The 14,597-nt window shown below is 43.8% G+C and carries 13 protein-coding genes and 1 riboswitch; of the genes, 8 read left to right on the top strand and 5 right to left on the bottom strand.

All coding sequences use genetic code 11. The features are described from left to right. The first annotated feature begins 66 nt into the window (after positions 1-66). Positions 67-507 (top strand): MarR family winged helix-turn-helix transcriptional regulator, encoded by a 441-nt coding sequence (locus KT990_RS01765; RefSeq protein WP_159138084.1) that lies wholly within the window; start codon positions 67-69, stop codon positions 505-507. Beyond that, positions 507-1,706 (top strand): MFS transporter, encoded by a 1,200-nt coding sequence (locus KT990_RS01770; RefSeq protein ID WP_005097026.1) that lies wholly within the window; start codon positions 507-509, stop codon positions 1,704-1,706. The genes KT990_RS01765 and KT990_RS01770 overlap by 1 nt, the downstream gene beginning before the upstream one ends. Before the next feature lie 6 nt (positions 1,707-1,712). On the opposite strand, the gene KT990_RS01775 is transcribed toward KT990_RS01770, so the two are convergent. After that, the gene (locus tag KT990_RS01775; protein ID WP_005097027.1) at positions 1,713-2,693 is read right to left on the bottom strand and encodes a GlxA family transcriptional regulator; all 981 of its coding nucleotides are present in this window, start codon (positions 2,691-2,693) and stop codon (positions 1,713-1,715) included. Between the two features lie 114 nt (positions 2,694-2,807). Between KT990_RS01775 and KT990_RS01780 the strand changes: the two genes are divergently transcribed. Continuing rightward, positions 2,808-4,595, top strand: a complete 1,788-nt coding sequence (locus KT990_RS01780; RefSeq protein ID WP_005097028.1) for an acyl-CoA dehydrogenase — start codon at positions 2,808-2,810, stop codon at positions 4,593-4,595. 405 nt (positions 4,596-5,000) lie between these two features. On the opposite strand, the gene KT990_RS01785 is transcribed toward KT990_RS01780, so the two are convergent. Continuing rightward, the gene (locus KT990_RS01785; RefSeq protein ID WP_218209027.1) at positions 5,001-6,218 is read right to left on the bottom strand and encodes an alkane 1-monooxygenase; all 1,218 of its coding nucleotides are present in this window, start codon (positions 6,216-6,218) and stop codon (positions 5,001-5,003) included. A 186-nt stretch (positions 6,219-6,404) separates the two neighbouring features. Between KT990_RS01785 and KT990_RS01790 the strand changes: the two genes are divergently transcribed. Next, the gene (locus KT990_RS01790) at positions 6,405-7,355 is read left to right on the top strand and encodes an AraC family transcriptional regulator (RefSeq protein WP_218209028.1); all 951 of its coding nucleotides are present in this window, start codon (positions 6,405-6,407) and stop codon (positions 7,353-7,355) included. On the opposite strand, the gene lpxB is transcribed toward KT990_RS01790, so the two are convergent. After that, positions 7,344-8,516 carry a lipid-A-disaccharide synthase gene (gene lpxB / locus KT990_RS01795; RefSeq protein WP_218209029.1) on the bottom strand — a complete coding sequence of 391 codons (1,173 nt, stop codon included), beginning with the start codon at positions 8,514-8,516 and terminating at the stop codon, positions 7,344-7,346. The genes KT990_RS01790 and lpxB overlap by 12 nt on opposite strands. Positions 8,517-8,905: 389 nt before the next feature. Between lpxB and KT990_RS01800 the strand changes: the two genes are divergently transcribed. The 3 genes from KT990_RS01800 (at position 8,906) to KT990_RS01810 (ending at position 11,604) form a co-directional block, all read left to right on the top strand. Next, positions 8,906-9,796: a sulfite exporter TauE/SafE family protein gene (locus KT990_RS01800; protein WP_005097034.1), complete on the top strand. Its 891-nt coding sequence runs from the start codon at positions 8,906-8,908 to the stop codon at positions 9,794-9,796. 127 nt (positions 9,797-9,923) lie between these two features. Further along, a complete protein-coding gene (locus tag KT990_RS01805; RefSeq protein ID WP_180096651.1) occupies positions 9,924-11,015 on the top strand; it encodes a 3-deoxy-7-phosphoheptulonate synthase in 1,092 nt (363 codons plus the stop codon). 64 nt (positions 11,016-11,079) lie between these two features. Next, positions 11,080-11,604: a hypothetical protein gene (locus KT990_RS01810; protein ID WP_005097036.1), complete on the top strand. Its 525-nt coding sequence runs from the start codon at positions 11,080-11,082 to the stop codon at positions 11,602-11,604. 2 nt (positions 11,605-11,606) lie between these two features. Here KT990_RS01810 and ispF read toward each other — a convergent pair whose 3' ends face one another. Beyond that, a complete protein-coding gene (ispF, locus tag KT990_RS01815) occupies positions 11,607-12,095 on the bottom strand; it encodes a 2-C-methyl-D-erythritol 2,4-cyclodiphosphate synthase (protein ID WP_005097038.1) in 489 nt (162 codons plus the stop codon). 100 nt (positions 12,096-12,195) lie between these two features. Here ispF and KT990_RS01820 point away from each other — a divergent pair, with 100 nt between their 5' ends. Beyond that, entirely contained in the window at positions 12,196-12,849 is a 654-nt protein-coding gene (locus KT990_RS01820; protein ID WP_100357638.1) for a hypothetical protein, read from the top strand. 84 nt (positions 12,850-12,933) lie between these two features. On the opposite strand, the gene KT990_RS01825 is transcribed toward KT990_RS01820, so the two are convergent. Next, the gene (locus KT990_RS01825) at positions 12,934-14,178 is read right to left on the bottom strand and encodes a D-amino acid dehydrogenase (RefSeq protein WP_180049310.1); all 1,245 of its coding nucleotides are present in this window, start codon (positions 14,176-14,178) and stop codon (positions 12,934-12,936) included. Positions 14,179-14,313: 135 nt separating this feature from the next. Further along, a riboswitch (glycine riboswitch) is annotated at positions 14,314-14,401 on the bottom strand. Positions 14,402-14,597: the final 196 nt, after the last annotated feature.

The raw sequence follows: 14,597 nt of genomic DNA on the forward strand, positions 1-14,597 counted from the left end.
TGACCACTTGTGTAATCCAAAAAATAGGCGTAAATTGGCTCTAAATTAGTTAGCCAGGTTAACTATATGCCTTCTGCCTCTCTTCCATTTCGCGCCTTGTTATTACGTTGTGCACGGTTACTCAGTGATGAAATCAATACGATTTTATTATCTTCACAGTTAAATTATTCCTTATGGCAAGTGCTGTATGTGATTCAGACGCATCAGCAATGTACCCTGATGAATATTTCTCATTATTTGAACGTATCTAAACCCAGCATCAGTAAACGTATCCAGAATTTAGTGGAACTCGGTCTAATTAGCCAACTCGAAACTGCAGACAAGCGTCAGAAGCTATTCACACTGAGTGAGCAAGGAGTCGAGACTTTTGCCCTGGGTTCCACACAGATTGAGGCATTTGAAAAGCAGTTGCTTGAGCAAATTGCCTCAGATGATATTGAAAGTAGTAAAAATATCTTGATGCAGCTCATTCAGCAGTTACAACCCGCTTCGCAGGATCGACTTTAATGAGCCAAGAACAAACGCCTTTATGGACTCCCAATTTTATTTTGATCAGTCTGGTGAATTTCCAGTTGGTGCTGGTGTTTTATTTGCTGGTGATTGTGATTGTCGGCTACTCGGTAGCAGAATTAGGTGCAACCACGGCACAGGCAGGGCTGGTTTCTGGCTTGTTTATTGTCGGTACCTTATTCGGCCGTCTTATTATCGGGAAACTGCTAAACCGTTTGGGCCTAAAAATTACGCTTGTGGCCGGTCTGACAGGTTTTCTGCTTTTTTCTGGCCTCTATCTGATTCCGGCCAAGCTGGAAATTTTACTGGGCATCCGTCTGATGCACGGTTTTATGATGGGTGTGGCCTCAACGGTATTAGGCACCGTGATTGCCCAGACCATTCCTGCGACTCGACGTGGTGAAGGCATTGGTTATTTTAGTATGAGCAGCACACTTGGCACAGCGATTGGCCCCTTCTTAGGCATCTGGCTAATGTCAAATTTTAACTATCAGGTGATTTTTGTTTTTACCAGTGTAGTCGCACTCAGCTGCCTGATTTGCAGCCTGTTTATTCAGCCGCCACAGATTAAAATAACGAATCCAGTCAATCATATAGAAAATCAATCATCTAGCAGACTGGCGCAATATATTGAACCCAAGGCTTTGCCGATTTCGATGATTGTTCTGATTGTGGCAACCTGCTATTCCGGCGTCTTATCTTTTATTCATTTCTATGCCAAAGAGATTAATTTAGTCGAAACGGCTTCTTTTTTCTTTCTGATGTATGCCATTGCGATTTTGCTTTCACGTCCATTTACCGGCCCGCTAATGGATCGTAAAGGTGAAAACATCATCATCTATCCGGCCATTGTGATTATGGCCTTAGGAATTTTATTACTCAGTCAGGCCCATAATGCTACGATGTTATTGGCCAGCGCCGCACTGCTTGGTTTTGGCTTTGGTAATCTCCAGTCCGTCTGTCAGACCATTGCGGTAAAAAGTACCAGTTTGCAGCGTATGGGGCTGGCGACTTCAACCTTCTTTATTGCGCTAGATGCAGGTTTGGGTTTTGGACCTTATTTCCTCGGCATGCTTCTGGATCAGATCGGTTATCGTCAACTTTACCTGTACTCTGCTGTACTGACCATCAGCTGTCTGATCTGGTATTACCTGTTGCATGGCCGTAAAGCGGGGGAAATACAACCTTCTTATTAAACACTTCTAAAAGCGACGGCTAAAGCGGCGCCGATATTCCAACGGCGTCAAGCCAGTTTTTCTATGAAATAAACGGCGAAATGAACTTGGGTCCTGATAACCAATATTTTGCATGATCACATCCACCGCCTGATCGGTTTCTTCCAGACGTTTGCGTGCAGCTTCAATTCGGATCGCTTGCAGATACTGATTTGGCGGCAAGTCCAGTGCCTGTTTAAAATGGCGAATCAAGGTACGCGTGGTGACATTAAAACGTGTTGCAATATCATCCAAGCTAAAAGACTCATGAAAATGCTGCTCCAGCCAGTTCTGGACATTTTGCACCAGTTCATCATGATGCGGTTGTCCAATCTTGAGTAAGGAATAAGACAGCTGGCTATCGCGTCGATAATCAATCACAAAAGATTTGGCCGATTGCATGGCCACCTCAAAGCCATAAAAACGTTCAATCAGATGCAAACCTAAGTCGAACCAGGCCAGGCCACCACCCGCGCAATAGATATTCTGGTCGCGGCTAATCATCAGATCGGCATTCAATTTGACCTGCGGATAATGCGTCCGGAAAATATCTTGAAAGCCCCAATGCGTCGTTGCCACGCGATTATCTAAAATACCGGCTTCTGCCAGAAAGAAATTTCCGGTGCAATTTCCAGCAATTAAGGTCGAATCTGCATGAGCAGATTTTAGAAACCGGATCAGCTCAGGGTTTTGTTGCAATACATCCTGAATCGGTGCAGCTATGGTTGGCACCACCACAATATCTGCAGTTTGAATCTCTTGATAGGAACAATGTGCCTGTAATTCCAGACCATTAATACAACGAATCGGTTGTCCATCCGGACTGGCAATACTGACTTTAAACAGGCGCTGTACATCCTGCTGCTGAATGCGGTTCCAGCTCACACCGGCCATGGCAAATAAATCGACGACACCGGTAATGGCAGAAGCCAGAGCGCCATCAAAACCCAAAACTACAACTCGCTGCATCTTGATCTCATTGTCATTTTTTACCTGTTTGATGTCATTATTGACAATCCTGCTGAATAAAAGCAACTGTTAGTCTTGGCGCTATCTCAAGGATTTTACATTCAGGACAGTACCGTGACCCAGCTAATAAATGATAAAGATCTTAATTTTCTACTTTATGATGTCTTCAAACTTGAAGCTCTGACAAAACTGGAACGTTATCAGGAGCATGATAAAAATACCTTTGACAGTATTTTAGATACAGCCAAGGGTATCGCGACCGATTACTTTGCCCCGCATAATGCCAAAGCCGATCAGCATGAACCGAGCTTTGATGGGAAGCAGGTCAAAACCATTGCTGAAGTCAAAACGGCGTGGCAGCAGTTTGCCGAGGCCGGCCTGCTCTGTGCCCAGCATGATTATGAACATGGCGGTATGCAACTCCCGACTTTATTGAATATGGCCTGCAATGCCTATTTTATGTCAGCCAATCCTTCAACTGTTGCCTATTCTTTTCTGACTGCGGCGGCGGCGAATCTGATTCAGGCCTTTACCTCACCAGAACAAAAACAGCTGTTTTTACCGCATATGTTGAGCGGCCGCTTTGCCGGCACTATGGCCATGACCGAGCCGAATGTCGGTTCTTCTCTGGGTGATCTAACGACCAAAGCTATTCCTCAGGCAGATGGAACCTATAACATTAAAGGCCAGAAAATGTTTATTTCTGGTGGTGATCAGGATATTACCGAAAACATTATTCATCTGGTTCTGGCGCGGATTCAGGATGCACCGCAAGGGGTCAAGGGTATTTCCCTGTTCATTGTGCCGAAATTTAAAACCAATCCAGATGGCTCTATAGGTGAATCCAATGATGTACAGCTGGCTGGTTTACTGCATAAAATGGGTTATAGAGGAACAACTTCAACGGTTTTAAGCTTTGGCGAAAATGATGCTTGCTTAGGCTATTTGATTGGTGAAGCAGGTCATGGCTTAAAATACATGTTTAAAATGATGAATGAAGCGCGTGTTGGCGTAGGCCTCGGCGCAGCCATGATTGGCTATCGCGGTTATCTGGAGTCCTTAAACTATGCCAAAAACCGTCCGCAAGGTCGTCTTGCACATGACAAATCGCCTGATTCCAAACCCGTCAATATTATCGAGCATAGTGATGTAAAACGTATGCTGCTGGCACAAAAAGCTTATGTCGAAGGATCACTGGCCCTGTGTTTATTTGCGGCGCGTCTGATAGATGAACATCAGGCAGCACATGATGAGGACAGTGCCCTCTTGCTTGATCTGATCACTCCAGTGGTCAAGTCCTTCCCTTCAGCGTATGGCCCAAAAGCCAATGATCTGGCGATTCAGGTTTTGGGCGGCGCGGGTTATACCCGTGATTATCCGGTCGAACAATGCTACCGCGATAACCGCCTCAATCCGATTCATGAAGGCACGTATGGCATTCAGTCCCTGGATTTGCTTGGGCGTAAACTCTGGCAGCACAATGGCAAGGGACTCAGCCTGTTGATGCAACGCATCCAGCATACGTTGTCTGAGATTCAGAATCCCAAGTTAGTCGCACTGGCAGAAAGCTTTCAACAGCATCTGGCTACCGTGCAAAAAACCACCCAGGTTTTAGGTCAGGCTTTGCATCAAGACCAAATCAATGAAGCATTAGCCAACTCTGGGCTTTATTTAGACATGATGGGAAAAACCATGATTGCCTGGCTCTGCTTAGACATGGCGCAGCAGGCACAACTTAAATTTGGCAATTCCGATCAAAAAGAAGATCAGGACTTTTTGGCGGGCAAGTTTCAGGCAGCCCAATATTTTATCCGCTGGGAATTGCCTGAAATTGAACATCAGGCCAAGTTACTGATGAACTTTGATGATAGCTGCAGGAATATGCAAGCTGACTGGTTTTAAGGTTCATAGCTAAATAAAAAATGCGCTGTAAGAAGTAATGCTGATCAGTTAAGGAGTTTAGAAACAGACTCTTTAATTTTTAGTCATTCAAGGCGGAGTATTAATGTTATAAATCAAATTCTTGTAAATTATTTGTTACTTTGGTTTCGCCCAAATGAGAAGCGAAGCTTCGCAAGGAGGGCATCTTGCGGAGCAACACTCCTCACCGCAAAACTCGTCAGCCACCATCGACTAGTAAATTTGTCGCAGAAACAATCATTTTTAAATGTAGTCCTGCCTCAAACAGTTGCGGATGACTTTTTTATCTATCAGATATAATCATGAATTTGAAAAAGAAAATGCCAGTCAATTTCTTAACTGACTGGCATTAGCTGTAAGAAGCGCATTTTTTATTTAAAACTAGACTTATACTTCAGTACTTAAAATAAGTCCAAACTTTTTAAAAATTTTCTCACGTTTGCCTGGATGAATATTGGCCTTAGTCAGGTCACCCTGATAATGCTGATAGACCCGTTGGTCCATCATTTTGTACCATAACGGCGGAATTAAAGCCGGAATCAACATGGTGGCATAACCACTGGGTAATTCGGGTGCTTCATCAAAATGTCGCAGTGCCTGAAATGGGCGACTTGGAAAGGCATGATGGTCTGAATGACGCTGCAACTGGTACAAAAACAGATTGGTCACAATATTGTTATTATTCCAGCTATGTTCAGGCAAGGTCCGTTCATAACTGCCATCATCTTTTTCTGTGCGTTTCAAACCATAATGTTCAATATAATTGACGATTTCAAACAGAGTTACCCCATAAAAGGCCTGAGTCAATGTATAAGGAATGAGCTTTTTACCATAAGCACTTAGCATCAAGGCATGGTAGCCTGCACTCATCGCCCAGCCATGAAACAGTTCATTTTCCTTGCTCAAAAATTTCAATCCTTTACGTTCCAGACGTTTCTTTTCAATCTGGATCGCTGACTTTAATCCGCCAAACACAGTGCGTGGCCAGAAACGGTAAAAAGACTCGCCCATTTGTGAAGATGCCGGATCTTCTGGCGTTGCCACCCGTTTATGATGCCCATAAGGATGTTCAATACGGAAATGATTATAGGCCAAAGGCATCAGGCTGGCATGCGACCAGTAATGGTCTTTTTTCTGCGGACGATGACTCAGTTCATGTGCCGTATTGACCGCAATGCCGTTAATCGCACCCATGGAAACTCCCAATAAGAGCTGATCCAGTATCGATACATTTGGACGTGTCACCACATAGCCGGCAAAAGCATTAGCTGCCATTTGCAAGGGAATAAAGGCTTTTACAATCCGGTTATAATACGGATCTTTGACCAGCGCCTGAATCTGTTCGTCATTCGGATTGTTGGCATCATCGCCAATCAGGGCATCCAGAGTCGGAATAATCACATGCAATAATAAAGGCCCGCCCAAAGCAAAGAGTTTTTTAGTCGCTTTGGGGCCAAAATGATAACCGGCCAAAATTCCCATTCCGATCACAGGCAAACCTGGGCTGAGCAACCAGCCAAAACGTTTTTTATCCAGCTTTACACCTTTTAGTGCTGACGCTTCCTGCGTAAACTGCGCTTTCTGGATTTGTGCAGGGGCATTCATTGCGAGCTTCCTTTTTATGTTACTCTGCACTTATAGTTGAATATTTCAGCAACAGCGAACAGTATTCAACGTCCAGAAAACCTATGTCAGCGTCTTTGGCACATGCAGCCAAATTCTGGCCTAAAATCACAAAGTTAAAAAATTTATAGTCGATTAAATGAAATAAATAGAAGAATAGAGTTAGGCATGGATGCTTTGAGTAAAATTTTTGATGATATTCATCTGGCAAAATCTGAATATCTTTATCTGAATGTGTTTCATCCGGGCGGCTTTGACTATCAGCATGAGCCTTTTATGCTGGCTTATATCCTGTTACAAGGACAGGCACAATTAAAGTTCGCCAACGGTGATCTGCTCGAGCTGCAACAAGGTGATCTGGTACTCTTACCCGCCGGTTCTGCCCATCGCATTTCTTGCCCCGGCAGTGCCGATTTTTCTGAACATCGTTCAATTAATGCTTATTTTCAGACCCATGCACAGCAATGTGTTGATCTTAATCGGGAGAGTTCAGCAGCACACAGCTTCATGCTCACCCTTCGTTCCAGTCTGGATATGCAGATGGCCAAACCTCTTTTGAGTGCCTTACCTAAATACCTGCATATTCAGCATATTCTGGGCGACACCGCACCGGAATGGTTACAGGTCGGTTTGCAGTTTCTGGCGCTGGAAACCCAGCAGATGCGGCCGGGACGTGACAAGATTCTGGATCATCTGGTCAGTATTTTACTGATTGAATGTGTGCGGGATTATATTTTAAATCTGGAAAATGCCTCGAGCTGGCTGAATGCGCTCTCGCATCCAGAACTGTCCAATGCACTCGCTGCAATTCATGGCAAACCTGAGCAGTTCTGGACCGTAGAAAGTCTGGCTGAGCAATGTCATATGTCACGTTCCAAATTTGCCCAGCTCTTTACCCAGATTGTTGGTGAGCCGCCACTGGCTTATTTACAACAGCATCGCCTGCGACTGGCGGCACAATATTTGCGAAATAGCGGATTCAGCATTCAGCAAATTGCTTATTTGGTCGGTTATTCATCCGAGACAGCCTTCAGTCAAAGTTTTAAAAAACAGTTTGAACAGACGCCCACTCAGTACCGGCTGAATTGTCAGAAGAATAATGTCAAATTACTGGATTAGCGCGAGCACGGCTTTGACCGGGTCTTCGCTATTACCAGACAATAGCTGCTTATGCATGGTGATATGCTGCATCACCTGGATTTGTGCAGTTTCAACATTCATCAGTTTTTCAATTTCAGCCGCCAGCTTTTCAGGCGTAGCATCGGCTTGAATCAACTCCTGAATGACTTTTTTGCCGGCAATGATATTTGGTAGCGAATAATAAGGAATTTTGATGAGAAATTTCACCACATGATAAGTCAACCAATTCAGTTTATAGAAAGTCACCATCGGACGATGTAATAACATCGCTTCCAATGTCGCAGTACCTGACGCCAGCGCAATAATATTGGATGCATTCATGACCTGACGGCCGATTTTTGACTCGGTACCGCTGTTTTCCAGCAAGCGGATTTGAACCTTTAGACTTTCAGGATAAGTCGCCAGCAAGCGTTCTATCTGCTGCTTGCGTGCCTCATTAATTGCCGGAATCAGGAAAGTATAGTCAGGATATTTCTGATGCAGAATCTTGGCTGCATCCAGAACCAAAGGCCCCAAACGTTCAATCTCACCGCGGCGACTTCCCGGTAATAGTGCAATATGCTTCTGATTCGGATCAAGATTCAGTTCTTGTTTAGCATCGATAATCGGATTTTCAAGCGGCAACTGACTGGCCAGAGGATGACCCACAAAAGCGGCTGGCACATCCCATTTTTTAAAGAAGGTTTTTTCGAATGGGAATAAACACAGCACCAGATCAATGTTGGCCTTAATACCATGCACACGTCCCTGACGCCATGCCCAGACCGAAGGACTGACATATTGCACGGTCTTCATCGGCAACTGTTTTTGTTTAATGGTTTTCGACAGGCGCAGGTTAAAATCAGGTGCATCTATACCAATAAAAATATCGACAGGGTTTTTAGTCCAAGTTTCGACCAGCCCATCACGTACAGCAAAGAGTTTTTTAATATCCTTGAGAACTTCAACAATGCCCATCACCGATAAAACATCCATCGGATAATAGCTTTTAAAGCCTTCTGCGATCATTTGTGGACCACCGATGCCTTCAAATTCGGCATCAATCCCTTGCTCACGAAAACAGCGAATCAACTTTGCGCCAAGCGTATCTCCAGAGACCTCACCGACCACGATTCCAATTTTTAGTTTTCGATTTAGCAAGTGAGTTCCCTCTCAGATCCGTATTGAACTGTATTTAATCGTAATTCTAACATAAAGCTGGGTTTATGCCTGAATAAGCAGTGAGCATCTTATATTTTAAGAAAGGTATGCTTTAGAATTACTTAGCCTACTCTTAATCTTCCCTGATGATTTTTTCTATTGAAGTGGTTTTCCTGATTCATCTTCATTTTCAGGCAGATCAAAGTGTCCTTTAAAATAAGTGACCGGTCTTTCACGTTATTTTCTATAGCGAGGATGAACATGAAACTTCATTTAATTTTAAGCCCAGTGCTTTATCTTTTTTATGCATAAGTAAATCAATAATCAAGACAACGACTTATATCCAAAAGTCATAAGATATCCACGTTTTTTGATTTTGGCATATATGCATGTTTGGTCCGATTGAGTTTATTTTAGCAGGTGTGTTGGTAGGTTTTTGTGTTGGAGTAACCGGTGTCGGTGGTGGCTCATTGATGACACCCATTCTGATCAGCCTATTCCGGATTGAACCCCACATTGCAATTGGTACTGATCTGCTCTATGCCGCGATTTCAAAATTCTGCGGTTCTTTTGTGCATGCCAAAAAAATGAATATTGTCTGGCCAATTGTGATCTGGCTGGCAGTGGGCAGTATTCCAGCGTCTTTTGCAACGCATTGGGTACTCGACAACTATTTAAGCCAATCAACGCATTATAAGGCTGTCCTGACCATGGTATTGGGCTTTATGCTGACCATTACCGGCTTGTCTATTCTGTTTCGCACCCAGATCGAAAATCTTTTCAACAAATACCGAAAACAAGAACTGCCAGATATGACGCAGGATCTGGAAAAAGTAAAACTGCAAGCCAAAGAAAAGCGCATCGCTATCATGATTATGGGCGTTATCTTGGGCATCTTTGTCACCCTCTCTTCAGTGGGGGCCGGCGCATTTGGCATCATGGCTTTAGTGGTGATGTTCCCGAATCTGCCGATGATTCGTATCATTGGCTCAGACGTGGTGCATGCGGTGTTACTGACGCTGGTTGCAGGCTTGGGGCATATGTCATCAGGCAATGTCGATTTCATGCTGCTCATGTGGTTATTGGTGGGTTCTATTCCAGCGATTATTGTCGGCACTTTACTCAGTTCACGGATGCCAGAAAAACTGATTCGCAAAATTTTAGGCATTACCTTATTTGGGCTCGGCCTGAATTTCATGCTTAACCCTGTAAAATCAAAACCGGCTCAACCTGCCGAAACAGCGATGGTCGTCATGAGCCAGAATTCCCAGTCCGTTTAATTTAACTATGCGATTCATCACTTTTTTTTCAAAGAAGTATTCATCTTTTTTATAACAAAGTGACGCATCATTCATGTTATATTCGGGCTATTAAACAACCTTTTGTATGATCGAACCAGTGACGGCAATGAATACACAACAGTCAAATCCCATTTCAGCATCAGATATTGATGACGTGAATATCCACAGCATGATTCCTTTGGTAACCCCTGCTGAGCTTAAAGCAGAATTACCTTTGACTGAAACTGCTTATCAAACCGTACTGCATGGTCGTGAAACGATTCGTAAAATCCTGGATGGTGAAGACAAACGCCTGTTCGTTGTCATCGGCCCCTGTTCTATTCATGATCCTGCGGCTGCACACGAATATGCTGAACGCTTAAAAGCGTTAAGCGAAAAAGTTAAAGACAGCTTATACATCGTGATGCGGGTTTATTTTGAAAAACCACGTACCACAGTAGGCTGGAAAGGCCTGATCAATGATCCGGATATGAATGATTCATTCAATATCGAAAAAGGTCTGCGTATCGGTCGCAAGCTGTTGCTTGAACTGAATGAAATGGGTCTGCCATGTGCCACAGAAGCACTTGATCCGAACTCGCCGCAATATTACCAAGACCTGATTTCATGGTCAGCCATCGGTGCACGTACTACCGAGAGCCAAACCCACCGTGAAATGTCTTCAGGCCTTTCGTCACCGGTCGGTTTTAAAAATGGGACTGATGGCGGTTTGACTGTTGCCACCAATGCGATGCAATCAGTGAGACATGGTCATAGCTTCCTGGGTCTAAATGATCAAGGTCAGGTCGCTGTGATCCGTACTTCAGGCAACCCGTATGCCCACGTGGTACTGCGTGGCGGTAATGGCAAGCCTAACTATGATGCCGGCTCGGTCGCAGATGCGGAAGCCGCATTAGCCAAGGCCAAAGTCAGCACCAAAATCATGATTGATGCCAGCCATGCCAACTCAAACAAAGACCCGTACCTGCAACCGCTTGTACTCAAAAATATTTCCGAACAAATTCTTGATGGAAACAAGTCAATTGTTGGTATTATGGTAGAAAGTCATCTTAAAGGCGGTCGTCAGGACATTCCTACGAACCTTTGTGATATGGAGTATGGCCAATCAGTCACTGATGGCTGTATCGACTGGGAAACGACTGAAAAAGTCTTACTCGACATGCATGAGGCATTAAAAGATACTTTAGCTAATCGTTAAATGATCTGACCAACGCCATCGCCAAGATGGCGTTTGCATTTCTAGAATAAGGAAAATTTATCTGATGAATGATATTGAAACGGCATTAAGCCAGATTGAGAATTTTCAGTTCATACACGAACATCTGTTTAGCTCTGGTCAACCGACCACTGCCCAGTTACAGCTAATGAAAGAATATGGTGTGTCTACGGTCATCAATGTGGCATTAACCGATAGCGAACAGTATCTATCACATGAAGATAAAATTTGCCTTGAGCTGGGACTGAACTATATTCAGGTTCCGATTTCCTGGGAAACGCCTTCAGACAATCAATGCCTGCTGGTACTGGACCTGATCGATCACCTGGTGAAAGAGCAAATGGTCTGGGTGCATTGTTTGCAAAACTATCATGTCAGCTGTTTGATGTATTTATATCGTCAATACTATATGGATATAGATTTGCCTACGGCGCATGAGCATTTGCATCAAATCTGGGAACCGAATGAAACCTGGACCGGTCTCATGCATGCGGTTGCCCTGCAACTACAAGGCCGTAAAGCTACTCAGGAACTGGAATTATCCCTGATTAATCCGAATCATTTTGCCTGATCTTATTTGCTGTGGCTCAATAGCACGGTTGCCATGCACATGATGCCTTCCTGACGACCGGTAAAACCTAACTGTTCAGTCGTCGTGGCTTTGATACTGATTTGAGTAACATCGACACTCAAAACATCCGCAATACTTTGACGCATTGCCAGATTGTGTTTGGCCAGTTTCGGACGTTCACAGGCGACCGTAATATCGGCATTGTTCAGCTGATAGCCACGATCCAGAATTAACTGATAAACATGCTTCAACAATACACGGCTGTCCGCACCTTTAAAGTTCGGATCTGTATCCGGGAAATGCTGGCCAATATCTCCCAGCGCCAATGCACCTAACAAAGCATCACATAGTGCATGCAGAATCACATCACCATCCGAATGTGCTTTCAGACCGTGCGTATGCGGAATTTGAATGCCTGCCAAAGTAACAAAATCACCTTCTTCAAATGCATGCACATCCAGACCCTGACCAATACGAATTTGTGCGATCACCTTATACATCCTTTAGAAATAGCCCATTGAAATCTTGTACACTTGCTTTCTATTTCGCTATAGTTAGACCAAGCGTAACACAGTGAAAGTATAAGCGATCATGCTACTGAAAACTGATATAAATATGTTGAAAATAATTGGCCTGATGCTCGGCCTGGGGATGATATCTGCGGGTAGTTCAGCGAACCCACTCGAGTGTAACAACGACAGCAAAAAAACAGCGGCCATGAATAAAGTCTGCTCAGTAGCGCTGTCCGAAGCTCGGGAAAAACTCGCTGACCAATACTTGACCGCTTTTTTAATTACTGATGCCCCCGTTCGCTTATTGCAAGACACCCAACAGTTATGGGCAAATCGGTTACAGCAATGCAAAACCCTAGATTGTTTTAAACAGCAGTTTGAATGGCGCCTCGATGATTTAAATATCTATATTTCACTGAATCAAAGCCTAACTCAGCATTATATTAAGTTCGAGCAGGGACAAATGGCCAAACAGCCTGTGCATATCAAGATTCATCAACTGACTAAAGACCGCATCAAGATTGAAGGTCTGGCCTATCGCAATCCCAATAACCGGGCCGAAACGCAGACTGTTCCATTTTTAGCCTATACCACGCCTGCAGCAAAAGAACAGATCATGGATAATGAAAATGACTGCCGCTATGAGTTTAACTATAGTAAAGCAATTCTAGCCGTCAACACTCAACAAAAAGGTTGTGAACGTTTTACTGGGATTTATCGCTTATATGATTGATTCAATTTAAAAAATATTAAAAACTTAACCTTATATAAAATGAGAAATTTGATGTAAAAAATAGCCCACATGCGGGCCATCAATTTAAACAGGATAGTATTGAGCAATTTCCTTGCTAATCAGTGCAGCCGTTGCAGCCGACAAGGTCCAGCCCAGATGACCATGGCCGGTATTATAAAATACCCGCTCATGTTGACCACGGCGCACCACAGGCATCATATTTGGCATCATCGGGCGTAAACCTGCCCAAGGTACGACATGCTCGGTACACAGATCAAAGTTACGATTGCTCCAGTCAATCAGTGGTTGAATCCGGTCTGCACGAATATCCCGGTTATAGCCATTAAACTCGGCGGTTCCTGCGACTCGTAAACGATCCTTACCCAGACGTGACAAGACAATTTTGGCACTTTCATCCAGCAAGCTGACCCATGGTGCATTGTTTTGGCTCTGTTCATCATTCAGCTGCACGGTAATTGAATAGCCTTTGACCGGATAAACATTGACTCGTTCCCCTAAAATCTCGGCCAATTGATAACTGCCCACACCCGCACACACTACAATGGCATCTGCATTAATTTCCAGAATGTCATCTGTAGAATGATGTACATTTTCAGTACTGGGTTTGCATTTCACCCGAATATGTTGAGCCTGATGATCGACGGCAAAGACATCTTGGCCAAATTCAAATTTCACGCCTTTTTGCATGCAAGCTTTGGCCAGTCCTGTACTGAATTTATGAATATCTCCGGTCGCATCGCTCTGGCAGTAAAATCCGGCATAGTAATCGCCTGTTAATGCAGGTTCGATCTGCTTGATTTCCGCATTGGAAATGGCATTGCGCTCCAGTCCGCCGCTACACAACAGGTCATTGACCTTGATCGCGACATCGTAATCCGTCTTGTTATGATAAAAATGTAAAATGCCGCGTTTTTCCAGGTCAAAATCAATCTGTTCTGTTTGGGCAATTTCATACAAACGTGCTCTGGCCAATAAAGCCAAACGTACAGTCTCTCGGGTATTGGCTTCATAATGTTTGATATTTCCCAAAAATTCCATGAGCCAACTATATTTATGCACACTAAAAGAAGGATTGAGCAAAAGTGGTGCAGTTTTTTGAGACATCCATTTGATACCTTTGAGTACCGTGGCTTTCTGGTTCCATACTTCGGCATTACAGGCCGAAAGCTGGCCGCCATTGGCAAAAGATGTCTCCATGGCCGGATAGAGATGTCGATCTACCACAGTCACCTGATAGCCTGCCAAAACAAGCTCATACGCTGTGGTTACCCCAGTAATACCCGCCCCAATCACCACGACATGACGCATAGACACCTCCTTGATTATATTGATGTCTTTTCCCATCTGTCATGTGTACCTGAGAGCTTCGGTCGCTGCATTGCACATCAATGCGAGCACCTTCCCCTTCGGTGAGTGATTGAACACTTCTCTCCAGAGTTTTTATCCATTATCACAGTCCTTTTGCCTGAGAGTTTCCTGGGAACTTGCTCCTTCGGCGAATGCAGAAGCATTTCTCTCCTGCAATAATGTTTTATTATCATGAGCAATTTATATACCATTTTATTCAATAAGACAGTTTTTATTTATGTGAGTTCACGTGAATCAATTTGTAATTACTGTTCCGAATTAAACTGAATTATTGCTGCTGACTGATATTGCCCATCTACCAAATTTTTAGATTTCACTTTTGTTCTATTCAGCGAGATACAACAGATTCTAAACTTTAT

This window comes from Acinetobacter sp. F9, from assembly GCF_019195275.1.
Taxonomy (GTDB): domain Bacteria; phylum Pseudomonadota; class Gammaproteobacteria; order Pseudomonadales; family Moraxellaceae; genus Acinetobacter; species Acinetobacter pseudolwoffii.

What these genes read in the sequence shown, in the direction of transcription:
- KT990_RS01765 (WP_159138084.1), top strand. Translation starts at nt 67, where the DNA reads ATGCCTTCTGCCTCTCTTCCATTTCGCGCCTTGTTATTACGTTGTGCA.
- KT990_RS01770 (WP_005097026.1), top strand. Translation starts at nt 507, where the DNA reads ATGAGCCAAGAACAAACGCCTTTATGGACTCCCAATTTTATTTTGATC.
- KT990_RS01775 (WP_005097027.1), bottom strand. Translation starts at nt 2,693, where the DNA reads ATGCAGCGAGTTGTAGTTTTGGGTTTTGATGGCGCTCTGGCTTCTGCC.
- KT990_RS01785 (WP_218209027.1), bottom strand. Translation starts at nt 6,218, where the DNA reads ATGAATGCCCCTGCACAAATCCAGAAAGCGCAGTTTACGCAGGAAGCG.
- KT990_RS01790 (WP_218209028.1), top strand. Translation starts at nt 6,405, where the DNA reads ATGGATGCTTTGAGTAAAATTTTTGATGATATTCATCTGGCAAAATCT.
- KT990_RS01800 (WP_005097034.1), top strand. Translation starts at nt 8,906, where the DNA reads ATGTTTGGTCCGATTGAGTTTATTTTAGCAGGTGTGTTGGTAGGTTTT.
- KT990_RS01805 (WP_180096651.1), top strand. Translation starts at nt 9,924, where the DNA reads ATGAATACACAACAGTCAAATCCCATTTCAGCATCAGATATTGATGAC.
- KT990_RS01810 (WP_005097036.1), top strand. Translation starts at nt 11,080, where the DNA reads ATGAATGATATTGAAACGGCATTAAGCCAGATTGAGAATTTTCAGTTC.
- KT990_RS01820 (WP_100357638.1), top strand. Translation starts at nt 12,196, where the DNA reads ATGCTACTGAAAACTGATATAAATATGTTGAAAATAATTGGCCTGATG.
- KT990_RS01825 (WP_180049310.1), bottom strand. Translation starts at nt 14,178, where the DNA reads ATGCGTCATGTCGTGGTGATTGGGGCGGGTATTACTGGGGTAACCACA.